The sequence below is a fragment of the Micromonospora sp. NPDC048999 genome, assembly GCF_040649295.1.
Taxonomy (GTDB): domain Bacteria; phylum Actinomycetota; class Actinomycetes; order Mycobacteriales; family Micromonosporaceae; genus Micromonospora.
In genome coordinates this window covers 252,409-275,937 of the sequence record NZ_JBEZFI010000004.1, presented here as the reverse complement: position 1 = coordinate 275,937, position 23,529 = coordinate 252,409, and the positions used below count along the sequence as shown (strand labels likewise).

Annotated in this window: 18 protein-coding genes; 4 read left to right on the top strand and 14 right to left on the bottom strand. The window is 71.7% G+C overall.

Translation table 11 applies throughout. The annotated features are described in order from the left end of the window. Positions 1-238: 238 nt before the first annotated feature. On the bottom strand, positions 239-625 hold the full coding sequence (locus AB0C02_RS09210; protein WP_357542851.1) for a GntR family transcriptional regulator: 387 nt from the start codon (positions 623-625) through the stop codon (positions 239-241). A 114-nt stretch (positions 626-739) separates the two neighbouring features. On the opposite strand from AB0C02_RS09210, the gene AB0C02_RS09205 reads away from it, so the two are divergent. Further along, entirely contained in the window at positions 740-2,176 is a 1,437-nt protein-coding gene (locus tag AB0C02_RS09205) for a site-specific integrase (RefSeq protein WP_357542849.1), read from the top strand. Between the two features lie 360 nt (positions 2,177-2,536). After that, a complete protein-coding gene (locus AB0C02_RS09200; RefSeq protein ID WP_357542847.1) occupies positions 2,537-3,811 on the top strand; it encodes a hypothetical protein in 1,275 nt (424 codons plus the stop codon). Between the two features lie 741 nt (positions 3,812-4,552). On the opposite strand, the gene AB0C02_RS09195 is transcribed toward AB0C02_RS09200, so the two are convergent. From AB0C02_RS09195 to AB0C02_RS09160, 8 genes are all read right to left on the bottom strand, one after another. Further along, complete coding sequence (locus AB0C02_RS09195) at positions 4,553-4,756, bottom strand: DUF6186 family protein (RefSeq protein WP_357542845.1); 204 nt, start codon at positions 4,754-4,756, stop codon at positions 4,553-4,555. Next, positions 4,753-5,151 carry a hypothetical protein gene (locus AB0C02_RS09190; RefSeq protein WP_357542843.1) on the bottom strand — a complete coding sequence of 133 codons (399 nt, stop codon included), beginning with the start codon at positions 5,149-5,151 and terminating at the stop codon, positions 4,753-4,755. The genes AB0C02_RS09195 and AB0C02_RS09190 overlap by 4 nt, the downstream gene beginning before the upstream one ends. Before the next feature lie 56 nt (positions 5,152-5,207). Then, entirely contained in the window at positions 5,208-6,743 is a 1,536-nt protein-coding gene (hutH, locus tag AB0C02_RS09185) for a histidine ammonia-lyase (protein WP_357542842.1), read from the bottom strand. Next, on the bottom strand, positions 6,740-7,903 hold the full coding sequence (hutI, locus tag AB0C02_RS09180) for an imidazolonepropionase (RefSeq protein WP_357542840.1): 1,164 nt from the start codon (positions 7,901-7,903) through the stop codon (positions 6,740-6,742). Before hutI ends, hutH begins: the two co-directional genes overlap by 4 nt. Then, positions 7,900-9,261, bottom strand: coding sequence for a formimidoylglutamate deiminase (locus AB0C02_RS09175; RefSeq protein WP_357542838.1), 1,362 nt, complete (start codon positions 9,259-9,261; stop codon positions 7,900-7,902). The genes hutI and AB0C02_RS09175 overlap by 4 nt, the downstream gene beginning before the upstream one ends. 226 nt (positions 9,262-9,487) lie before the next feature. Continuing rightward, positions 9,488-10,687, bottom strand: a complete 1,200-nt coding sequence (locus tag AB0C02_RS09170; RefSeq protein ID WP_357542836.1) for an allantoate amidohydrolase — start codon at positions 10,685-10,687, stop codon at positions 9,488-9,490. Between the two features lie 55 nt (positions 10,688-10,742). After that, on the bottom strand, positions 10,743-12,398 hold the full coding sequence (hutU, locus tag AB0C02_RS09165) for a urocanate hydratase (RefSeq protein WP_357542834.1): 1,656 nt from the start codon (positions 12,396-12,398) through the stop codon (positions 10,743-10,745). A gap of 12 nt (positions 12,399-12,410) precedes the next feature. Continuing rightward, entirely contained in the window at positions 12,411-13,259 is an 849-nt protein-coding gene (locus AB0C02_RS09160; RefSeq protein WP_357542832.1) for a MurR/RpiR family transcriptional regulator, read from the bottom strand. Between the two features lie 128 nt (positions 13,260-13,387). Here AB0C02_RS09160 and AB0C02_RS09155 point away from each other — a divergent pair, with 128 nt between their 5' ends. Then, complete coding sequence (locus tag AB0C02_RS09155; protein WP_357542830.1) at positions 13,388-15,385, top strand: trypsin-like peptidase domain-containing protein; 1,998 nt, start codon at positions 13,388-13,390, stop codon at positions 15,383-15,385. A gap of 18 nt (positions 15,386-15,403) precedes the next feature. Here the strand turns inward: AB0C02_RS09155 and AB0C02_RS09150 are convergent, their stop codons facing one another. Beyond that, positions 15,404-16,357, bottom strand: a complete 954-nt coding sequence (locus AB0C02_RS09150; RefSeq protein WP_357542828.1) for an acyltransferase — start codon at positions 16,355-16,357, stop codon at positions 15,404-15,406. Between the two features lie 179 nt (positions 16,358-16,536). Here AB0C02_RS09150 and AB0C02_RS09145 point away from each other — a divergent pair, with 179 nt between their 5' ends. Further along, positions 16,537-18,699, top strand: a complete 2,163-nt coding sequence (locus AB0C02_RS09145) for a sialate O-acetylesterase (RefSeq protein ID WP_357542826.1) — start codon at positions 16,537-16,539, stop codon at positions 18,697-18,699. Positions 18,700-18,738: 39 nt separating this feature from the next. Here AB0C02_RS09145 and AB0C02_RS09140 read toward each other — a convergent pair whose 3' ends face one another. The 4 genes from AB0C02_RS09140 to AB0C02_RS09125 are packed head-to-tail and all read right to left on the bottom strand — an operon-like array spanning position 18,739 to position 23,480. Then, positions 18,739-20,085 (bottom strand): O-antigen ligase family protein, encoded by a 1,347-nt coding sequence (locus AB0C02_RS09140; protein WP_357542824.1) that lies wholly within the window; start codon positions 20,083-20,085, stop codon positions 18,739-18,741. 1 nt (position 20,086) lies between these two features. Beyond that, complete coding sequence (locus tag AB0C02_RS09135; protein ID WP_357542822.1) at positions 20,087-21,451, bottom strand: lipopolysaccharide biosynthesis protein; 1,365 nt, start codon at positions 21,449-21,451, stop codon at positions 20,087-20,089. Then, positions 21,448-22,515, bottom strand: coding sequence for a glycosyltransferase (locus AB0C02_RS09130; RefSeq protein ID WP_357542820.1), 1,068 nt, complete (start codon positions 22,513-22,515; stop codon positions 21,448-21,450). The genes AB0C02_RS09135 and AB0C02_RS09130 overlap by 4 nt, the downstream gene beginning before the upstream one ends. Continuing rightward, positions 22,515-23,480 (bottom strand): glycosyltransferase, encoded by a 966-nt coding sequence (locus tag AB0C02_RS09125; RefSeq protein ID WP_357542818.1) that lies wholly within the window; start codon positions 23,478-23,480, stop codon positions 22,515-22,517. The genes AB0C02_RS09130 and AB0C02_RS09125 overlap by 1 nt, the downstream gene beginning before the upstream one ends. Positions 23,481-23,529: the final 49 nt, after the last annotated feature.

Here is a 23,529-nt window from a genome sequence, read left to right as displayed (position 1 = left end):
GACCAAAAGGTTCGCGCCCCTCGCCTTGAATGACTGGTCTGTCAACAGCGCTGTCATTCTGGGCGGCCCTCAGGGCTCCCCACGTTCTGCACCAGCCGCCGGGCATCATGCGTTGACGGCCGCAGAGCGACAGCGGCGGCGGCCAGCGCGCGCCCAGGCGGCGGTGCGTGCGGCTCGTCAAGGGCCCGCCTTGAGGATGTAGTGAAAGTGCGCACGGAGTCTTACTGGCCAGCTGCGTTTACTGCCTAGTCCGGAATAGCCGGTAGGTCCTGACGACCTCCCCGATGGCGCCATTCGTCCGGATGGCGCTCTCTTGCTCGATCAAGGTCGTGCCCACCTCGACCGCAAAGAGGGCAGCAAGCTGCGGGTCTGCGGCCACTTGGCGCTGTCGCGTTTCCGGTTCGGAACGCTTGTCTGGCCCGCTCGCCTGCATGCGAGGGTTTGCGAAGGTGCCGCGGCCATGTTCGGTAGCGACCAAGCCCTCTTCACGTAAGAGTGCAATGGCCTGGCGGATTGTGCCGCGACTAGCCCGGAACTCGGCGGTGAGCGCGCTCTCGGTCGGCAGGAGGGCGCGGGGCGGGATGGCGCCGCTCTCGATGCGTTCTCTCAGCTCGTCGGCGATCACGCGGTAGCGGGGCTGTCCGTAGTGCGGGCGGGTGATCAAGCTCCCGAACGGGCAGCTTCGGGTTCGCCGGTCGGCGCTCGGGCAGTGGCTCGGTGAGCTGGAGCAGGACGCGGTGTGAAGAGCTACGAGGTCCAGATCTGGGAGATCGGCAAGCGCGCTGACCGGAAGGCTCGGCCCTGGCGGGTCCGCTGGGCGATAGCCGGCCGGCGCTTCGAGGAGATGTTCCGTACCAAGGCCCTGGCGCACTCGTTCCGCGCCGAGCTGGTCCAGGCGGCCAACGCGGGGGAGCCCTTCGACCCGGCAACCGGCCGCCCGGTGTCCGAGGCGAGAACCAAGAACCCCACCACCTGGTACGCGCACAGCCGCGCGTACGTCGAGATGAAGTGGCCCCGGGCGGCGGCCAAGACCCGGCGGTCGATCGTCGAGGCGCTGACCTCCATCACGGTGACCCTGACCCGGCAGACAAAGCGGGGCCGACCGGATGACGCCCTGCTCCGTGAGGCTCTTTACCTCTACGGGCTCAACCCGCGTCGCTGGTCCGAGGAGATCCCGGCCGAACATGTGGCGGCGCTGGCCTGGCTGGAAACCGCGTCCCTGCCGGTCGTCGAGCTGGACTCACCCGCGATGGTCCGCCGGGTCCTCGACAGCCTGTGCGTACGCCTCGACGGCAAGCCCGCGGCTGCCTCCACCGTCCAGCGGAAGCGGGCCACCTTCTATAACGCGCTCGGGTACGCAGTCGAGCTGGAGCTGATCGACTCCAACCCGGTCGACCGGGTTCAGTGGACGGCTCCCGAGGTGGCGCAGTCCATCGACCGGCGGGTGGTGGCGAGTCCCGCCCAGGTCGCCACGCTGCTGGAGGCGGTGAAGTCTCTCGGCAAACGGGCCGACAAGGTGACGGCGTTCTTCGGCTGCCTCTACTACGCGGGCATGCGCCCCTCCGAGGCGGCGGACCTACGGCGGGACGACTGCGACCTGCCCGGCCGGTGCGTCGAGTGCGGGACCGACTTCGACGACCTGGCGGCGGTCAAGCCGTCTGGGACCTGCGACCACGAGAAGATCGAATACCGCTGGGGTCGCCTGGTGCTCGCCGGCACCTCGCCGCGCGCCGGCTCGCACTGGACCGATGACGGCGGCTCGCACGAGCGGCGCGGCCTCAAGCACCGGGCGCGGCAGGAAACCCGAACGGTTCCGATCCCGCCCCGGCTCGTCGAGCTGCTCTTCGCGCACGTCGAGAACCACGGTGTTGGCCCGGATGGTCGCTTCTTCCGGGGTCTCCACGGCGGACCGCTATCCGAGTCGGTCTACGACCGGTGGTGGAAGCTCGCCCGCGAGAAGGCGCTGACCGAGGCTCAGGCAGCCTCGCCGCTGGCCCGTCGCCCCTATGACCTGCGTCACGCGGCGGCCTCGCTCTGGCTGAATGCCGGCGTCCCGCCGACCGAGATTGCCCGGCGCTTGGGCCACGGTGTCGCCGTCCTGCTCCGGGTCTACGCCAACTGCATCGACGGCGGCGACAACGCCGTGCTGGTGGGGCATGTGGACTCGACACCATGAACGACAAGATCGGCGAGGCTCTCGGCTGATGTTGAAGCGTTCTGCCAACATCGCTGGTATGGCAGGGAACCTCAAGCGCCGACGGAGAGTTGCCCGTGCCCCTCGTTGCGGCGGGCGGGACGTGGACGGCAGTGTCCGCTGGCTTCGCGGAAAGGCCATCAACGTTTCAACCGATCATGTCAAGTGTCGCTGCACTTTTGCTGCTGTGGCTTACTCCTCGGTTCTGATTGCCACCGCATGGTGTCAACTCCAAAAATTTCGATACTGCAAGGAGGGTGCTGCATGCCGGTATTCGTCTGAGGCTGAAGCGAAGACCCAGGTTGTGCAACAGCGCGTCAGTGCCAAGCTTGGACTGGCCGCATGGCGCGGTCCGACCCATTCGCTAGTTACAGCCGAAACTGGCCATCCTGGCAGGAGGCGACCCTGAAGGCGCTTTCCTACTCGCTCGCCTTTGCCGTCGCCATGCCTTTGGCAATCATGATTTGCGTGCTTCCGGCGCTGTTCTTCGCGCGCATCTACTTTTTCGTCGGCATGGAGCGGTTCCTGGAATACCCAGTCAATGTGCCGCTCGTGTTCGTTGCCAACATTCCCGCAGCGGTTCGGCGAGACTGGATTATTCGGTCCACCGTATGGCGCGTGATCTACACGGGCGCACTTGCGGGATCCACCATCTTGGCGGATGTGGCAATTACGGCTCTGTTCGGGGAAGTTCGGGTCACATTTTTTCCCTGGGTGTTCATCTTTCTGGTCATCTCCACGGGCTCCGCCCTAACCTTGAAGGCCGACGCGTACTGGATTGGCGATAAGGCGTGCCAAGAGCTCGACAGCAGTAGCGGAAATGACTGGCGGCGGGACTCTAGCAGGCTATGCCGGATGGCCGCCACGGACTGCGTTGTTCACGTAATTCTAGCCGTGCTGTTCAGCGCCGGGGTGCTCTCCTTCCTGAATTTGGCCGTATTTTCGAGTAGCTTCGATGGCGCCCCGGCGGGATTTATTGACAATGACTTACTCTTGGTGTATGCCGGAATAGCCTTCGAAATCTCTCTGCTGATTGGCAACAGGATAGTTTCAAGGTACCCCGAGTTCTTAGTGGTCGCTGAAATCGCCAAGATTCGCAATGGCCGGCGGGCACTCCTCCGAACCTCCCCGTATGATCCGCTAGGTGCAAGACGTAGGGACATATTTATGTTAGCGCGCTACGTCGAACGGGCAAGCGCGAAGCTCGAACGATCGATTTCAAGAGACGCTACATTCGCGCCATCGGTAGTATTGCGTGCCGGGGCGGCGGAGTTGCTCCGATTTTTGGCTAGTCGAGACTCGCTGGATGTCAACCCGCCGAAGAAACTCGATCGCAATCTGAAGTCCCTATTTGCGCTGGTGGTTGATACGCCGTCGCGTAGCTTCTACGACAACTTGGCTTACGAATGGAAAGCCTTCGACGAGAGTGGCCGGCCTGCAGGCCAGCCCGACCGCAGCGCGCCTAGGCGAATCGAAGAGTTCTTCTTGCAATATAGTCAACCGAGTGCCGCGTCATTGCAATTCCTGATTCAGGGCAGCCTCGCCGCGATTATTGTGGCACTTGCGCTGTTCGGGAGAGTCGATGTTATCGACTTTGTCAAAACGTTTATAAAGTAATGTTTGTCGAGTGGGTGCGCCCTGGCGAGTTGGTCTCTTTATCTCAACGCGTACCCTACGTCGGCGCATCTAGCCGATTGAGCCCGTCGCCTCAGGGCACTCGCCTTCGGCAACTCGGGACCAGCCAAGGATGGAGGGCTCGCCTGACTGGGGTTCCAGATGGATGGAAGCGTCCGCCCCGACCTCGCCCAGGTGCCGTTCGGTCCCAAGGCCTGCGATACCGCCAGTGCGGGCGTGGGCAGATGGTGGGCGGTCGGAACGTCATTGGGCAGGTTTCGAGGTAAAAGCGTAGCTCAGGCTACCTGTAGGCGGTGGGAGTTCGGACGCCCTGTAAATCCGTCTCGACGGTGGAGATCAGCCAGTGAGCGGCTAGCGGGCCGGAAGCCAGGACCACGTCGGCCCGCCGCGAGGGTTTCGACAGTGCTTCAGGACGAGAAGGGCCGACGATGCCTACCAGGCTGCAGGCATGACTCCGCCTCACGTGCTGTCCTTGGTCGTTTTGCGCCACCCCTCCCGTGCTGCGGGTCGGCGAGCTGATCGAGCTGCTCCAAAGAAGACGGCTGGACCGTATGCCTAACCACTACGCCAGCCGCTGTCTACTGGATAGACCGAGAGGCGCTGGCGCGGCAGACCGGGTATCCGGTTCGGGCCAAGTGGCGGATGCCCGGTGACCCGGAGCCGCATCCTCCGGCGACCGCCGTTGCCGTCGTACCGGCCACGTTCAACGTCATCAACAAGTGCTTACCGGGCCAGGAAGTGCCAGCCGAGCCAGAGCCAGACGCCCAGCACCAGCGCCCGGCCGGCGGTGGTGCGGATCGCGGCGGTCAGCGCCTCGCCCAGCGGCGCGCGGGCCGGCCCGACGCCCCGCCGCCCGGCCACGTCCACCACCAGCATCACCAGCAGGATCGCCAGGAAGCCGGCGGTGATCACGGCGCGCGCGGTCACCGGGTCACCAGCCAGGCGCCGGTGCCGAGCCACAGTAGGTAGCCGACCACCCGGCCCGGATAGGTGTCGAGCAGCGGATCGGTGAAGATGCTGAACGTCGGGTGCGCCTCGTCGTTGCCGGCCAGGAGCGCGCCCAGCTCCCACAGGCAGAACAGCACCCCGAGACCGAGCCAGACGACGGCGGCGCGTGGCCCGACCTGCCGCAGCCGGTCGGGCACGCGCCGCAGGCCCACGGCGAGGAGCGCACCGCCGGGCAGCAGCACGGCGCCCGCCGCCGGTCCGGTGAGCGGACGGGCGACGGCCGCGACGAGGGCGTACCCGATGACGGCCGGCCAGAGCAGCCGAACCCGGGCGACGGGAGCCGGCTCGTCCACCGGCCGGGGCGTCGGTGTCATGCCTTCCAGTGTGGAACGCCGGAGCGCCCGAGGCGAGGCCTGCCGCAGCGCCCGGCTCAGCCGAGCGGGCCGACCTCCCGTTCGATCGCCGTACGCAGCTCGGGGCCGCGCACCGTATCCCGAGCGGCCTCCATCAGCGGGGCGAGGAACACGTCCGGCCCCGGCTCGCCCACCGCGTCCGCCAGGGCGGCCAGCGCCGCCCGCCCGGCCGGCGACGGGGTCAGCGGGGCCCGCAGCTGGAGCCCGCGTACGGCGGCCAGCAGTTCCACCGCGAGGATGCTGGTCAGGTTGTCCAGCACGGTCCGCAGCTTCTTGGCCGCCGCCCAGCCCATCGAGACGTGGTCCTCCTGCATGCCGCTGGTGGGCAGCGAGTCCACCGACGCGGGCGCGGCGAGCCGCCGGTTCTCGGCGACGATCCCGGCCGCCGTGTACTGGGCGATCATCAGCCCGGAGTTGACGCCGGCGTCGGGGGAGAGGAACGCGGGCAGGTCCCGGGAGCGGGTGACGTCGAGCAGCCGGTCGACCCGGCGCTCCGCGATCGCGCCCACCTCGGCGGCGGCGATGGCGAGGTAGTCGGCGGCGAAGCCGAGCGGCGCGCCATGGAAGTTGCCGGTCGACTCGACCCGCCCGTCCGGCAGCACCACCGGGTTGTCGACCACGGACCGCAGCTCCCGCCCGGCCACGGTCTCGACGAAGTCGAGGGTGTCCCGGGCCGCGCCGGCCACCTGCGGCGCGCAGCGCATCGAGTACGCGTCCTGCACCGCGTGCGTGATGTCGTGGCGATGCGAGTCCATCACTGCCGAGTTCTGCAGCAGCTTGTGGATGTTCGCCGCCGAGGCCGCCTGGCCGGGGTGCGGCCGGATGGCGTGCAGCTCGGGCAGGAACGGCCGTTCCGAGCCGAGCATCGCCTCGATCGCCAGGGCGGCGGTCACGTCGGCCATGGCGAACAGGTGCTGGGCGTCGTGGACGGCCATCAGCAGCATGCCGAGCATCCCGTCGGTGCCGTTGATCAGCGCCAGCCCCTCCTTGGCGGCCAGCTCGATCGGGGCCAGCCCGACCCGGCGCAGCGCCTCGCCGCCGGGGATCCGCTCCCCGGCCGGGCCGAGCACCCAGCCCTCGCCGAGCAGCACCAGCGCGCAGTGGGCGAGGGGCGCCAGGTCGCCGGAGGCGCCAAGCGAGCCGTGCTCCGGCACCCACGGGGTGACCTCGTGGTTGAGCAGGTCCACCAGGGCCTCGGCGACCAGCGGCCGGACTCCGGAGCGGCCCAGGGCGAGCGAGCGTACCCGCAGCAGCATCATCGCCCGGACCACCTCGCGGGGCATCGGCGCGCCCACCCCGGCGGCGTGCGAGCGGATCAGCGCGTGCTGCAGCTCGGCCCGGCGCTCGGGCGCGACGAAGGTGTTCGCGAGGGCCCCGAACCCGGTGGAGACGCCGTAGACGGGCCGGCCGGCCGCCTCGATGCCGTCCACGATGGACCGGCTGGTCGCCATGGCGTCCACCGCTGCCGGGTCGAGGACGACCTTGGCGGTGCCGCGGGCGACGGCGAGCACGTCGGCGGGGGAGATCCCGGTGGGCTGGATGGTGACGGTCATGAGGGCACTCCGTTGTGCAGAACCTGGCGGATCAGGGGCACACCGGGCCGGTAGGCCAGGTGCAGGTGGGAGGGGGCGTCGAGGATCATCAGGTCGGCGCGCGCGCCGGGCTGTAGCCGCCCGACGTCGTCGCGGTGCAGGGCCGCCGCGCCGCCGGCGGTCGCGGCCCAGACCGCCTCCGCCGGGGTCATCCGCATCTCGCGTACGGCGAGCGCGATGCAGAACGGCATCGACGACGTGTACGACGACCCGGGGTTGCAGTCGGTGGCCAGGGCCACGGTGACGCCGGCGTCGAGCAGCCGCCGGGCGTCCGGGTACGGCGACCGGGTGGAGAACTCCGCCCCGGGCAGCAGCGTGGCGACGGTCTCCGACCCGGCCAGCGCGTCGACGTCGGCGTCGGACAGGTGGGTGCAGTGGTCGACGCTGGCCGCGCCGATTTCCACCCCGAGCTGCACGCCCGGCCCGGGGCCGAGCTGGTTGGCGTGCAGCCGTACGCCCAGACCGGCCGCCTGCCCGCTGGCGAGGATCGCCCGGGTGTGGTCCGCGTCGAAGGCACCCCGCTCGCAGAACACGTCGATCCAGCGGGCGTACGGGGCGGCGGCGGCCAGCATCGGACCGCAGACCATGTCGACGTAGTCGTCGGGGCGGTCCGCGTACTCGGCGGGCACGACGTGCGCCCCGAGGAATGTGGTGTCCGCGGTGAACTCGGCGGCGATCCGCAGCGAGCGGGCCTCGTCGGCGACGGTGAGCCCGTACCCGCTCTTGATCTCGATGGTGGTGGTGCCCTGCCGCATCGCCTCGGCGTGCAGCCGGCGTACGGTGGCCCGCAGCTGTTCGTCGGAGGCGGCGCGGGTGGCGCTGACGGTGGTGCGGATGCCACCCCCGGTGTACGGCTCGCCGGCCATTCGGGCGGCGAACTCGGCGGCCCGGTCCCCGGCGAAGACCAGGTGGGCGTGGCTGTCCACGAAACCGGGCAGCACTGCTGCCTGCTCGGCGTCGATCCGCCGGTCGGCGGCCGGGGCGTCCCGCGTCGGGCCGACCCAGGCGATCACGCCGTCCTCGACCAGCAGGGCCGCGTTCCGCTGGATGCCCAGCGGCCCGTCCCCGATCGGGGAGTTGGTGACCAACTCCCCGATGTTGTCCACCAGCAGACTGCTCATGGGTGGGTCACCTCCTCGATGGCCGCGTGCAGCTCGGCGGGCACGTCGACGGTCAGGTGCCGGCCGTCGGCCACGATCGTGCGCCCGTCGACCACCACGTGCGTGACATCGGCCGCGGTGGCCGCGAAGAACGCGCCGACCGGCGGCACCCCGGCCGTGCGGGCGCTGTCCAGCCGTACGGTGACCAGGTCGGCCCGGTCGCCGACCGACAGCCGGCCGGCGTCGTCCCAGCCCAGCGCGGCGTGCCCGCCGACGGTGGCGGCGGTGACCAGCTCGGCGGGGGTGAAGTGCCCCCGCTTGCGGGTCCGTAGCCGCTCGTCCAGCTCCACGGCGCGGGCTTCCTCGAACAGGTCGATTACCGCGTGGCTGTCGCTGCCGAGGCTGAGCGGGCTGCCCGCCTCGGCCATCCGGCGGGCCGGCCCGATCCCGTCGGCGAGGTCCCGCTCGGTGGTGGGGCAGAGGCAGACCCCGGTCCGGCTGTCCCCGAGCAGGGCGACGTCGGCGCTGGTCGGGTGGGTGGCGTGCACCGCGGTGGTGCGCCGGCCGAGCACCCCGTGGTCGGCCAGCAGCCGGGTCGGGCTGCAGCCGTGCACGGCCCGGCAGGCATCGTTCTCGGCCGGCTGCTCGGACAGGTGCACGTGCAGCGGCACACCGGCACGGTCGGCCAGATTGGCGACGGTGGCGAGCTGCCCCGCCGGCACGGCACGGACCGAGTGGATGGCTGCGCCGACGCGGGCGTGGTCGTCCTCCGGACGGAAGGCGGCCACCCGCTCCGCCCAGCGCAGCGCGTCCCCGTCGCCGAACCGCCGCTGCGGCCCGACCAGTGGGTCCCCGGCCACGGTCGCGGTCAGGTACGCGGTGTCCAGCAGCGTGATCCGGATGCCCGCGTGCGCGGCCGCCTCCACCAGCGCCGCCGACATCGCGTTCGGGTCGGCGTACGGGGTGCCGTCCGGGCCGTGGTGCAGGTAGTGGAACTCGCCCACGCAGGTGATCCCGGCGAGCGCCATCTCCGCGTACGCGGCCCGGGCCAGGGCCAGGTACGAGTCCGGGTCGAGCCGGGCGGCCACCGTGTACATGACGTCCCGCCAGGTCCAGAAGTCACCCCGACCGCCGTGGGTACGCCCGCGCAGCGCCCGGTGAAAGGCGTGCGAGTGGGCGTTGGCCAGGCCGGGCAGGGTGAGCCCGGGCAGCCGAACGGTGTCGCGCAGCACCTCCACCCCGGCGCTCGGGCCGCCCGCGCCGACCAGCGGGGTGACCGTGGTGATCCGGCCGCCCTCGGCCTCGATCAGCACGTCCGGCGTGGGTTCGGCGTGCTCGGGCAGCCAGGCGTACTCGGCCAGCCAGCGGGTGGCGGTCACCTCCCTCGCCTCCTTTCGAGCTGAGTCGTTCGCGATATCGCCCGGTCCCGGGTGGGCGGCCGACGGGTCGTCGCCACCACTCGACCATGCGACGGCTGAGTCGGCTGCGCCATCAGCTCGAAAGGCGTCGCGGACCCTCGTGTCGCCGTCGCCGTCGCCGCTGTCCGGACTGGCGCCGCTGTCTGGACCGGCGTCGCTGTCCGGACTGGCGCCGGCGTCGTCCTGCTCAGCGGCATGCCAGCTCCTCCAGCACCCGGGCCAGCGCGGTCACCCCGGCCGCGCAGTCGGCGTCGGTGGCGGATTCGGCGGGGGAGTGCGACACCCCGGTCGGGTTCCGGACGAACAGCATCGCGGTGGGCAGGTGTGCGGCGAGCACCCCTGCGTCGTGTCCCGCCCCGGTGGGCAGCACCGGCGCGTCCAGCAGCGTCGCCAGCCGGTCGGCCAGCCCGCCGTCGAACGCGACTAGGGGGGTCGCCGACTCCTCGGTGCAGGTCAGTTCGGTGCGGTCCCGCTTCGCCCGCTCGGCCGCCTTGGCCCGTACCGCCTCGACCAGGCCGTGCAGCGTCTCCGGCTCGGCCGCCCGGGCGTCCAGCCAGCCGGTCACCTGCCGCGGGATCGCATTCGTGGCGTTCGGCTCCACCGACACCCGGCCGACGGTGGCGTGCGCGTCGCGCAGCCGGGCCTCCTTGTTGGCCGCGAGCACCGTGAACGCGTACGTGAGCATCGGGTCGCGGCGATCGGCCATCCGGGTCGTACCCGCGTGGTTGCCCTCGCCGTGGAAGTCGAAGCGCCAGCGGCCGTGCGGCCAGATCGCGCTGGCCACCGCGACGGGCGCGGCGAGGTCGACAAGCGCGCGACCCTGCTCGACGTGCAGCTCCACGAAGGCCGCGAAGCGGCCGAGCAGCCCCGGGTCGGCGCCCGCCGGGCGCTCACCCAGCGCCTCGGCGAAGCTCACCCCGGCCGCGTCGCGCAGCCCGGCCGCGCGGTCCACCGCGATCTCCCCGGTGAGCAGCCGCGACCCTAGGCAGGGTACGCCGAATCGGGCGCCTTCCTCCTCCACGAACGCGGCCACCGCCACCGGCCGGGTCGGGGTGACCCCGGCCGCCCGTAGCTCGTCCACGGCGAGGAAGGCGCTGACGATGCCGAGCGGCCCGTCGTACGCGCCGCCGTGCGGCACCGAGTCGAAGTGGCTGCCGGTCAGCACCGCGTCCCCGGCATCCGGGTCGCCCCACCAGGCGAACAGGTTGCCGTTGCCGTCGCCGTGCACCGGCATGCCGCGCCGGTCGGCCTGCTCCCGGAACCACTCCCGCAGCGTGTTCTCCGGCTCGGTGAACGCGTACCGCAGGTAGCCGCCGCTGCCCGCGTCCCGCCCGACCGGCGCGATGTCGTCCCAGAGCTTCCGGAACCGGGCGACCAGGTCTGTCACGCCGCACCTCTGATGTTCGCGACTGCGGGGCTCCGCTGCGCTGCACTCCTCGCGCTCACGCCGTACCCTCCGCCATCGGCACCCGGACGCCGGTGCGGGCGGCGACCTCGCGGGCGTCGTCGTAGCCGGCGTCGACGTGCCGGATGACGCCCATCGCCGGGTCGTTGGTGAGCACCCGCTCGATCTTCTGCCCCGCGAGGGCGGTGCCGTCGGCGACGCAGACCTGGCCGGCGTGGATCGACCGGCCGATGCCCACCCCGCCGCCGTGGTGGATGGACACCCACGACGCCCCGCTGGCGGTGTTGACCAGCGCGTTCAGCAGCGGCCAGTCGGCGATCGCGTCGGAGCCGTCGGCCATCGCCTCGGTCTCCCGGTAGGGGCTGGCCACGCTGCCGCAGTCCAGGTGGTCCCGGCCGATCACCACCGGCGCGCTCAGCTCGCCCGAGGCGACCATCTCGTTGAACCGCACCCCCGCCTTGTCCCGCTCGCCGTAGCCGAGCCAGCAGATCCGCGCCGGCAGGCCCTGGAAGGCGACCCGCTCACCGGCCATCCGCATCCACCGGGCGAGGGACTCGTTCTCGGGGAACAGGTCGAGGATGGCCCGGTCGGTGGCGGCGATGTCGGCCGGGTCACCGGAGAGCGCCGCCCAGCGGAATGGGCCCTTGCCCTCGCAGAACAGCGGCCGGATGTACGCCGGCACGAAGCCGGGGAACTCGAAGGCCCGCTCGTAGCCGCCGAGCTTCGCCTCGCCCCGGATCGAGTTGCCGTAGTCGAAGACCTCCGCGCCCGCGTCGAGGAAGCCGACCATCGCCTCGACGTGCTCGGCCATCGACGCCCGGGCCCGGTCGGTGAACTCGGCCGGCTTCGCCGTCGCGTAGTCGCGGGCGTCGGCCAGCTCCACCCCCTCCGGCACGTATGACAGCGGGTCGTGCGCGCTGGTCTGGTCGGTGACGATGTCGATGGCGACGCCTCGGCGCAGCAGCTCCGGGAAGAGGGTTGCCGCGTTGCCGACCACGCCGACGGAGAGCGCCCGGCGGTCCCGCTTCGCGGCCAGCGCCCGCTCGACCGCGTCGTCCAGCGAGTCGGCGATCTCGTCCAGGTAGCGGTCGTGCGCCCGGCGCTCCAGCCGGCTGCGGTCGACGTCCACGATCAGGCAGGCGCCGCCGTTCATGGTGACCGCGAGGGGCTGCGCCCCGCCCATGCCGCCGCATCCGGCGGTCAGCGTCAGCGTGCCAGCGAGGGTGCCGTTGAAACGCTTCGCGGCCACGGCGGCGAACGTCTCGTAGGTGCCCTGCAGGATGCCCTGGGTGCCGATGTAGATCCACGAGCCGGCGGTCATCTGCCCGTACATGGTCAGGCCGAGCTGTTCGAGGCGGCGGAACTCCGGCCAGGTGGCCCAGTCGCCCACCAGGTTGGAGTTGGCCAGCAGCACCCGGGGCGCCCACTCGTGGGTGCGCATGACGCCGACCGGACGGCCGGACTGCACCAGCATCGTCTCGTCGTCGCGCAGCTCGGTCAGCGTCCGGACCAGCGCGTGGTACGACGGCCAGTCCCGGGCGGCCTTGCCGGTGCCGCCGTAGACCACCAGGTCCTCGGGGCGCTCGGCCACCTCCGGGTCGAGGTTGTTCATCAGCATCCGCAGCGCGGCCTCCTGTGGCCACCCCTGGGCGGTGCGTGCGGTGCCGCGGGCGGCGCGGACGGGCTGGTGCATCTCGTACTCCTCTCAGCTGAGGAACAACTGACGGCGGGCGGCGGACGACTCGAACGCCTCGAGTCGGGTCTGGGTCTCGGCCGGGGCGGCGTCGCAGATCGCCTGGAGCACCACCATGGCCAGGGTCATCGGGGCGGTGTGCAGGTCGAACACCAGGTCGGTGCCGACGGCGGCGGGTAGCACCACCTCGGCGTACTCGGTGGCGGGGCTGACCGGCGAGTCGGTGATCGCCACGACGGTGAGCCCGGCGTCGCGGGCCTCGCGCAGCGTATCGAGGGTCTCCCGGGGGTAGCGGGGTAATACGAACGCGAGCAGCGCGTTCGCTCCGGCGGCGGCGGCCTGCTCGAGCCGGTCGGCGAGGAGGCTGCCGCCGTCGTCGAGCACCCGCACGTCCGGGTGCACCTTCGCCGCGAAGTACGCGAAGTACGCGGCCAGGGGCGCGGCGGCGCGCAGCCCGAGGACCGGCAGCGGGCGGCTGGCCGCCAGCAGCTTCCCGACCTCGGCGATCCGGCCGGCGTCGGCGAGCTGCCCAGCGAGCCGGTCGAGGTTGCCCAGCTCGGCGCGGACCGCCCGTTGGAGGGCGTTCCCGCCGTCGGCCGGGTCGGCGCCGCTGGTGGCGGACAGTTCCCGCAGCCGGCGGCGCAGCGCGGGGTAGCCGTCGTGCCCGAGCGCCATCGCGAACCGGGTCACCGACGGCTGGCTGACCCCGGCCAGCTCGGCGACCTCCGCCGCGGACAGGTACGCCGCCGCGCCCGCTTGCTGCACCAGGCAGTGCGCGATCCGGCGCTGGGTGGGGGTGAGCCGCACGCCGTGGAACAGGTCGAGCAGGCGGTCGGGGGGTGCCGCACCGCTTTCATTCATGGCGGAACTCTATGCATGAAAACTTTCAGAACGCAACACCCGGCCGGTCCCGCCCACCGACCGGAGGACGTCTGGGCATGCTTCCTCTCTGTACTATCCGCACGGCGGGTGAGCAGAGGAGATGGGTCATGCAGTCGGTTGGTCCGTACAGGTTCACCGAGGTGCTCGGCGTCTGCCAGGTGGGCACGGCGTGGTGGGCCATCGACGGGCAGGACCGGCTGGCCACCGTCGCCGTGCTCGATCCGGCGGTGGCCCAGGACCCGGCCTGGCGACAGGCCTTCGCCGGCATGGCGGACACCCTCGCCTCGCCCGGCGGCAGCGGCCAGCCCTACCTGGCCGCCGACTTCGCGGCTCCGGCACCCTGGGTCGCGTACGCCGCCGACGGCGGGCCCGGGGCTGATCACCTCTTCTTCGCGCTCGGCCAGGAGATCCGTAGCGAGCAGGCGGACGAGGACGGCCCGACCGCCACGTCCCAGCCGCCCGCCGAGCAGCAGCCGCAGCTCGCGCCCTGGGCGTTGCAGGGCGACCCGAGGCAGGCGCAGCAGTTCACCTCGCCCCAGCAGCCGGCGGCCCCGCCGCACGAGCCCGCGCCGCCGCAGCCTGTGCTGCCGCAGCCGGTGTCGGCCCCGCCGCAGCCCGTGTCGGCTCCACCGCAGCAGGTTTCCGCGCCGCCGCAGCCGGTGTCGGCTCCACCCCAGCCGGTGTCGGTCCCGCCGCAGCAGGTCTCCGCGCCGCCGCAGGAGGCATACCCGCCCGCCGTGCAGCCGGTCAGTCCTCCGCCCGGGGATCCGTTCACCTCTCCGGTGCGCCGGATCCAGCCCTCCCCGCCGCGACCCCGGCGGCAGACCGGGCTCTGGGCCGCGCTCGCCGTGCTGCTGTTGGTCGCCGCCGTGACCGGCGGTGTGGGCATCTGGGCGGTCTCCGGCGACGACGCCGACGGCCGCACGACGCAGTCCACCGCCTCCCCCAGCCCCGCCGCGATCAACCCCGGCCTGAAGCCCTGGGCGCAGGCCGCCCTGCGCAGCCCGGAGGAGCGGGCCCTGGCGACCGTCGGACCGTCCATGGTGTTCGTCGAGGTCATCGTCACCGGGTATGTCCGCAACAGGCAGGACAACAGCCTGCTGCGCAAGACGCCGATCACCGTCAACCGGCGCTGTAGCGGTGTGGTCGTCAATCCCGACGGTCACGTCCTCACCAACACACAGTGCGTCCGCCCCACCCAGGACATCCTGCTCCGCAACGCGCTGGGTGCCCTGGCCAACGCGCTCGTCGCCGAACGCTCGCTCAACAACAAGGACGTCCCCGAGTTCACCAATACGCGGATGAAGACCGCGATCTTCACCGGCGCCGAGCCCGATGCGGAGCCCGAGGCCACGCTCTACGGCCAGCTGAACGTGGCCAAGGGGGCCGTCACGGACAGCCCAGCCATCCCCGGCAACGTCGTGCAGACGCTTGCCCTCGAAGCGGGGAATCTCGCCCTGGTCAAGCTTGAGCAGGGCAACCTTCCGGCTGCGGAGCTGAACCCCGCCGCCGACGTGGCCGTGGACACGCCTCTGCTCATCCTCGGCTACAGCACCACCGACACCAGCTACCGCTCCGCCAGCTACACCGTGGTTTCGAAGTCGGTGACCGTGACCACGATGGACACCCAGTCGCCGGTGAAGCCGTACCGGATCAACGACGACCTCGGCCTCTACTCCTGGGGCGGGATCGTCATCGACCCGAATGGCCGTGTCGTCGGCATGCTGGACAATGACAACCTGCGACCCGACAAGGCGAACCGGCTGGCCGTGCCGGCGTCCACGATGGCCGGTCTGCTCTCCACCGCCGAGGTGCCGAACACCCTCGGCGAGGCCGACAAGGTGTATCGCAGCGGGCTCGACGCGTATTTCGCCGGCCAGAACTCGACTGCGGCCGAGCGCTTCGGCAAGGCGGCCGAGAAGTCCCCCAGCAACCTGCTGGCCCAGGTCTACCGCCAGGCCGCGATCGACAGCGGTGGCGGCGGGAACTCGTCCGCCTCCCCCGGTTACGCGCTGCCGCTGTTCGGCACGGCCGCCGGGGCGCTCGCCGTCGGGCTCGTCGTCCTGGTGGTGATCCTGGTCAGGCGGCGTAGCACCACGGCGTAGCCCGTAGGCGGCGGCCGGTCACCGGCGACCGCCCCCGTTCGCGCCGAGCAGGTAGGGGCTGGCCGGGGTCCGGAGCGCCACCAACGCGAAGGCCCAGGGCGGCACCAGGGCGGCGGCCAGGTGCGACCAACCGCCGCTCGACGGGGTGTGCAGCACCCAGAGCACCGCGGCGTGGCTCAGCACCACCGCGATGCCACACACCGACAGCCGGTTGATCGTCCGGGCGGCCCCGCCGCCGATCCGGGTGTCCAGCGCCTCGGCGAGGAGGATCAGCCCGCCGCTGATAAGGACGGCGGTCAGCACCCCGAACCCGGGCGCACCGAAATTACCGGCCTTGATGTCCAGCGGGGTGCCCAGGCCGCTGACCACCAGCGCCGCACCGAGCGCGAGCAGGACCGCGCCCGCGCCCACCGACAGGTGCGGGCGCAGTTGGCGCAGCAGGCGGCCGGACAACACGAAGATCAGGCAGGCGGGAACGAGGAACAGACCGAGCGGCCCGGCGGTCACCAGCGGCGGTGCGAGGTAGGCCACGAGGAGTCCCACCAGGGCGACCGCCCAGGCCACCCCGGCCGGGAACCGCTCCAGCGCCCGGTATGCCAGCGCGAGCAGGAACAGCACCGAGACGAACCAGAACGCCGAGAACGGCCGGACTGCGGCAGTGCCCCCGTAGAGGGCGTCGCCGAACGTGCCGTCGGCGACCTCGCCGGTCACCGCGTCGGCGACCACCAGCAGCGCGATCAGCAGCGCGAGCCAGGTGAGGTACGGGACTCCCAGCGACCGCCAGCGCTTGCGGAACTCGTCGGCCATCGGTCGGCCGCGGGTCCAGAAGTATCCCGTCAGGATGAAGAAGAGCGGAACGTGCCAGGTGTAGATGGCGGCGCGGGCGATGCTGCCACCCCACACATGGCCGACGACCACCGCGGCGATGCCGATGATGCGAAGGAGGTCGATGCCGGCGGACCGGGTTCCCACCGACGCCGTTGTGCTCGTTACCGCCATGGCGCGCATCATGGCAGACAGCCGACGCCCGACACATCCCGCCCCGGCCCCCGCATTTCGGGCGCCCACTCTGCGGATCACCCATGGCATAACCTTTCCCGCGACGAGGCGGCGACCAGTATGGAGGTTCGAGGGTGACGCGAGCTCCCTCCGTGACGGGGCGCCTTCGGTCCGTGCCGCGTACGGCCTGGGTCGCTCTGGGATTGGTCGTTCTGCTGCTGCTTTCGATCGCCGTGGCCGTCTGGCCGTCAACCAGGTCGCCGAGGCCGGAGGCCGCCTGGTCGGCGCCGGAGGCGCGGCGCTCGACGTCGCCGGTCGTGCCCGTGGACGGCACGAGCTGCGCGGCCAACGTGGCCGGCATGGCGGGCTTCACCCCGGTCGCCGCGCTCGACCTGCCCGCTCAGGGGAACTGGCAAGCCCAGGCCCCGGCGTACGCCTTCGACGACACCACCGCGGTCGCCGGTGGCTTCGACCGGGTCGGCTACTGCCTGGAGCTGACCGGTCCCGCCGGCCCGCAGTGGGTCTGGACCGCGATGGAGCCCTTCACCACCGACGCCCGTCGGCTCGGTCCACCCACCCGGGCCGGGCAGATCGTCCAGCAGCGGGTCAACGACGTGGAGGTCGCCACCAACGTCAAGGGCCTGACCACGGGGACCGGCCTGCCCGGCTACCTGGAGATGTGGCCGAACAGCTACGGGCCGGACGGCACCGGCCAGATCTCCGGCGCCGTCGCCGACCGGTACGACGCGGACGACGAGATACACCCGGCCCTGGCGTACGGCTCGTTCCAGGTGCACCTGGTCGGGGGCACGCGCCCGTCCCCGACACCACCGCAGACCGTGTTGGCCATCAACGGCTTCACCTCGCCGAGCGGCCCGCTCTCGCTCGGCATCGGCTCCGCGCCCACCGGCAATCCCGACTGGACGCTCGCCGGGAACGCCGCCGAGTTCAGCCGGCGCCACCTGACCATCTACGCCCGTTCGTCAGTGCTCACCCTGACTCGGCATCCCCTTGATCGTCAGCTCTTCCCGAGGGACGCCGGAAACGGCGCCGTGGTCACCGTCGCCGGGGAGGTCAAGGACGCTCGGGTGCGCGCCGTGCAGCTCAAGGTGACCAGCGGCGCCGACGGATGGGAGTACAGCTCGCCGGCCACCGACGGGCGGGACTTCTCGTTCCGGTACCGGATCACCGCGGCCCTGCGGGAGTACCGGTTCGAGCTGCGTGTGCTGGGCGACGGCGTGAACCGCCGGGTCGGCCTCTGGGAGGGTGTCGTCGCCGGAGACGTCTACGTCATCCAGGGCCAGTCCAACGCCCTGGCCACCATGCAGCAGGGCTCGTCCGCTGCCGAGGAGTCACCGTTCATCCGCAGCTACGGCTCGCCCACGGACGACCCCACCCTCTCCTCCGGCCGGGGATGGAACTACGCGACCGGCGACCTGGTCCGGCAGCCGGGCTCGGTGGGCCAGTGGGGGATCCGGATGGCCCACCGGATCATGGACACCTACCAGGTGCCGGTGGCCGTCATCAACGGTGCGGAGAAGAGCCGGCCGATCAGCCACTTCCAGCGCGTCGCCGCCCGCCCGGACGACCCGCACACGAACTACGGCCGGCTGCGGCAACGGCTCACCGCCGCCGGCGTGATCGGCCACGTGCGCGCCGTCCTCTGGTACCAGGGCGAGTCCGACAACGACAACGTGACCGCCCACGTCGCCGGGTTCACCGCGCTGCTGCGGGACTGGCACGCCGAGATCGGCGACCGGAACACCCGCTACTACGTGTTCCAGGTGCGTACCTCGCCCTGCGACAACAGCACCACCGGCCGGCTGCGTGAGGCGCAGCGGCGGATGGGCGACACCCTCGGGGTGACCGTGCTGTCGACCAACGGGCTCTCCGGCCACGACGGGTGCCACTACGCCTGGGAACAGGGCTACCGCGAGCTGGGCGACCACACCTTCGCGGTGGTGGCCCGTGACCTGTACGGAGGCCCGAGCGGCGGCGTGGCGCCCCCCAACCCGCGGTCCGCCGCGTTCACCGACGCTCGGCGCAGCGAGGTGGTGGTCCAGCTACGGTCCGACGACCCGCTCACCGTGGACCCAGGCGTCGCCGGCGACTTCCGGATCGAGGGCAGTCCCGTCACCGTCGTCGGCGTCGCCTACCGGCCCGGCGGACAACTGGTGCTGGCCCTTTCCGGCCCGGCGGACGGGGCCACCGGCGTGAGCTACCTCAGCCACGTGGGAGCCGGGCCGTGGATCGTGAACGCGGCCGGTGCCGGCCTGCTGGCCTTCGCGAGTCTGCCGATCCGTGCCGCGCCGTGAGCCCGTGCCGATCGCCCGGGCAAACCGGGTAGGGGCGGGTCAGCCGCGCGGACCCGCGACCCGGTTGCCCCAGCGGGCGGTCAGCCGGCGTAGCGGGGCGAACCCGTCCGGCCGGGATACGGCGTCGACCGGGCCGGGGACGGGCAGCGGGTTGGCAGAGGCGGTGGCCGACCGGGTCAGCATCAGCGCCAGGAAGATCCAGGAGAGCCCGTCCACCGACAGCGGGTTCCAGACAACCTCGGTGAAGGAGTAGACGAGCAGCAGCACCATGGGCGTCTTCGCGGAGAAGGCCCGGCCGTCGAGAACGGCCCCGTGCAGCAGGCTGGCCGCCCAGGCGCTCCAGATCGCGAGCGCGATGAAGCCACCGGCGAAGATGGCCAGCACATAGCCGGAGTGGAAGAAGTGCGTCGGGGCCTCGCCGACGTCCCGCAGGTGGTACCACTTCGACACCCCGACTCCGGTCGCCTGCATGCCGGCGAGGTATTCCCGGGCGTGGATCCAGATGTTGCCCCGGTTGCTCAGCGTGGTCTTCGTCGCACTCCACATCAGGTAGGTGGCCGCCGTGACGGAGACCAGCACCAGGCCGGCGCAGACGGCGAGGTGGATCCGCTCGTACCGCCGCCGTCGCTCGATCAGGAAGCTGCCGAGCGCCCAGGCGCCGGCAGCGGCGACGGCGAGATAGCTGGTTCGCGAGCCGGTGGCCACGATGATCAGCAGGCAGAAGGCGCTCGCCCCCACCAGTTCGGCACGCCGCATCGCGACGAGGCAGGCGGCCAGGGTGAACGAGGCGACCATGGCGATGTAGTTCTCGGACTCGTAGAAGCTCTTGAACAACGCCCCGGCCACCGAGCACTTCTCGAGCTGCCCATCCGTGCAGGCCCGCCACGCCTGCCCGGAGAAGATGGTCGGAACGGACAGGACGGACAGCACGGTCAGCCCGGTGTACGCGAGGGCGCGTACGCTCAACGCCGCCCGCGCGGCGAGCAGCGCCCCGGCGAGCAGGAGCAGCGCGGCCGCCACGTATGCGACCAGCCGCGACCCGTAGAGCCCCGAGCCGACTAGGACGTCCACGCCGAGACACCAGACCAACAGCGCGGCGGCGGCCAGCCAGGAGATGCGCAGCCAGCGATCCGACGGGCCGAACCGGACCGGGCGACCGGCGCGGACCACCCAGGCCAGCAGGGCCAGCACCAGCACGCCGATCAGTGCGGAACTGCGTTCCCCGGCGAGCACCGGCGCGAGGTTGGCCAGCACCGCGAAGCCGACGAACACGAGCGCTGTCCTGCCACCGCCGAACGCGGTCGCGACCGTGCGCCGGACGGACAACAGCCAGATGCCCGTGGCGGCGGCGCTCGCCGTCACCAGGAAACCGAAGAGGCCGGTCAACTCATGCCCTTTCTATGGTGGTCGTCGGGTGCGGCAAGGAAACGGCAACGGGCGACGGATCACGCCGGATGGCGGCGATGAGGCAACTCCACAGCAGGACGCCGAGAAGCGCGTCGCAGACCAGGCTGGACGCGACCGCGCCCTGCCAGCCGTAGGCCGGGATCAGCCAGACGTTCAGCCCCGCGTTGACCACACCGACCGCGATCTGGCACACCGTGCGACGGCCCTGCAACCGGCTGCCCGACAGGGTGTCGGCCGCCAGGTAGTGGATCGCCTTCAGCACCAGCAGCGCGCTCAGCCCCTGCAATGCCGTGGTCGCCGGCGCGTACTCGGCGCCGAAGACGATCGGCATCAGCCAGGAGAAGGCCACCAGCAGCAGGGCCGCCGGCACGCTGAACATCAGGTACCGCGGTAGCAACCGGCGGGTCAGCCGCAGGGCGGCGCGCGGGCCGTCGCGGCCGGCCTCGAAGAAGCGTGGGTAGGCGACCGCCGCCATGGCGCGCCCCGGCGTGTACGCGAAGTCGACCACCCGGTACGCGGCGGCGTAGACGGCCGCGGCCTCCGGGCTGCCCAGCCTCGTCAGCATCACCTTGTCGAGGTCGTTGTAGACGGTCTGCGCCGAGAGCCCGACGGCGAAGAGCATGCCGGTCCGGACCTGCCCGAACGAGCCGCGTACGGCGGCCCGGCGCAGGCGCGCCCCGCGAAGGCCGTACCCAATCGCCAGCAGACAGACCACGGCGGAGAGCAGCATCGCGGTGATCGCCCACCCGTGCAGGGTCACCGGCCCGGCCGAGGCGGCCGCCAGCGCCACCGCCCCGGCCAGTCGGCACACGTGCAGCACGGCCGGTACCGCCGAGGCGACGAAGATCCGGCCGCGCGCCTGAACGGAGGCGGCCACGGCCTCGATCAGCCGCCAGGCCACGAGGTCGGCCACGGCGAGCGCGGCCACGTCGAAAAGGCTGACCTCTCCGGCCCAGATCGCCGCCCCGGCGGCTGTCACGAGTACGGACGCGCCGAGCCCGAAGGTGACCGTCAGCACCAGCCCCCGGGCGAGGTGCCGGCCCCAGTCCGCCGGCCGGTCGGCATGGCTCTGGAAGATCAGGCTCGGCGCGCCGGCCGACGAGAACGGCGAGACCACCGCCACGAGCGCGGTGACGCCAACGAACAGGCCGTACTCCTCGATCGGCATCTCCCGCGCCAGCAGGACGAACAGCGCGCCCTGGGCGACCGTACGCAGCAGGGTTCCGATCAGGAACGTGCCGGACTTGCGCAGGAAACCGTCGCCGCGGCCGGCGGAGGAACGGGCCGGCCGCGCGGAGGAAGGCTCCGTACCCGTCGGGTCGGCGGCGCGGTCCGCGAGCGTCACCGGTCCAACACCTCCACCCACCGGCGGCTCACCCTGGCCGGGTCGAGTGCCTCACACCGCGCGTGCCAGGCCTTCTCGAAGTCGGCGTGCGTGGGACGCGCATCGCCGGTCATCCGCAGGATCGCCTCGGCGAGCGCCTCCGGCGTCGGCTCGGCGGCCAACATGCCGGGCACCAGGGCCGGGATCAGCTCGTCCATCGCGGGCATCGGGAGGGTGGCGACCGGCAGACCGGCCTCGGCCGCCTCGACGAGGCTGAACCCGAAGGTCTCGGCACGGGACGGGTGCACCAGCAGGTCCGCCTCCGCGAGCAGCCCGGCCACTCCGGGCACCCGGCCCAGGAACGTCGTCCGATGCACGATGCCCAGCTCGCGTGCCCGGGCCTCCAGCATCCCCCGCTCCTCACCGTCACCGGCGAGGGTCAGGTGGTAGTTTTCCGGCAGCCGGGCCAGCGCCGCCAAAGCGCAGCGGTGATTCTTGTAAGGGCGGAATGCCGCGGTCGTGAGCAGCCCGACCCGCGACTGGTCGGCGACCTGGCGCGGCGGGACGAAACCGGTGAGTGGCATCGGATTGGTGATCGTGACGACGGATTGCCCCGGTGCCTGTTGCCGTACCGTCCGCGCCACCCCGTCGGAGACCGCGACGACCAGCCGGGGACGCAACGCGCCGACCCGGGTCATCCTGGCCAACGCGCGAACCCGCCGGTCGATGCGAAGCCGCTCGGGTAGCAGTGAATGCTCCCAGGCGACGAAGCCGCGCCCGGTGCCGGCCAGCGCGGCGCTGACGGGAACCGTCCCCCAGAGGCCGCTCGAAACTACCTGCGCGTCGGCCGGCAGGGCCCGCAACCGCCGGCGCAGCGGCGGAACGGCCTCCACCAGGCGGGTGATCCGGGTGCCCATGTCGAGGTGGTCGATGTCGAGGTCGTCGAGGCCCGGCGGGACGCCTCGGGACAGGACGGTAGCGGAGACCGCCACACCGTGTGCCCGCAGCCCCCGCATCAGGAGCACCGCGGCACGCTCCATGCCGTACAGCGGCTCCAGCTGGGGCAGTACGAAGTGCAGGCGCATCAGCGGGACCGGTCCGTCAGTCGGGGAGTGGTGGAATCGGTGGCGGCCCGCGACCGCCGCATCGCGACGCGCTCGAGGGTGGCCCGTGGCACCATACCGAGCGCGGCCAGCGCGGCGTTCCGGGCGGAGGGGGGCGAGTTCCGCCGGATCGCCCGTACCAGCTCCCGAACGCCGGCCCAGTCGCGGGCCTGGAGCGCGTACCGGAGGGTCTGCGCCGCGATGAAATCGGCGAAGGTCTCCCGGGCCCAGACGCCCTCCCACCGCTTCGCCCACTCCCACGAGGTACGCCAGTCCGCGCCCGCCGAGACCGACCCGGGGCTGCCGACGGTGTAGACGGCGGTGGCCTCCGGCACCTGGGTGATGGTGACGCCGGGCAGGCGGGCCGCGCGGACCAGCCAGTCCCAGTCCTGGTGCCGGGGCAACGTCTCGTCCCAGCGGCAGGCGGTGGCCAGCTCCCCGGTCGTCAGCAGGGTCGAGGTCGGCAGCGACTGGCGGCCGATGCCGAGCCGACGCCGGCGGAAGAGGTAGTCCTCGGGCCGGACGCCGTCGGCGATCAGGGTCTCCGGCGTCGCCGTCGGGAGCGGTTCGCCGCCCGCCGTCCGCTGCAGGATCCGGGACGACACGACGGGCCGGAAGCCCTGGGCGGCCAGCCGTTCCAGCACCGGCACCTGGGCGACCAACTTCCCCGGCAACCAGGCATCGTCGTCGTCCAGGAACGCCACGTGGCTGCCCGGGGCGGCGTGCGCGACGCCGAGGTTGCGCGCGTACGAGCCACGCCGACCCCCGCCCGTGCAGACCACCTCGTCCACCTCGCCACGCAGTTCCCGCACGGTGGCGGGCACCTCGGCGAGGTCGCAGACGACCACGACGTGCACGGACACCCCGCGCTGAGCGCGAGCGCTGCGCACCGCCTCGACGAGGCTGGGCCGGCCCGTCGTAGGGATGACGACCGAAACATTCGGCAAGGGATGCTCCAAGGGATGAGGGGTTCGTCGGGGCGCAGTAGATCCTCGT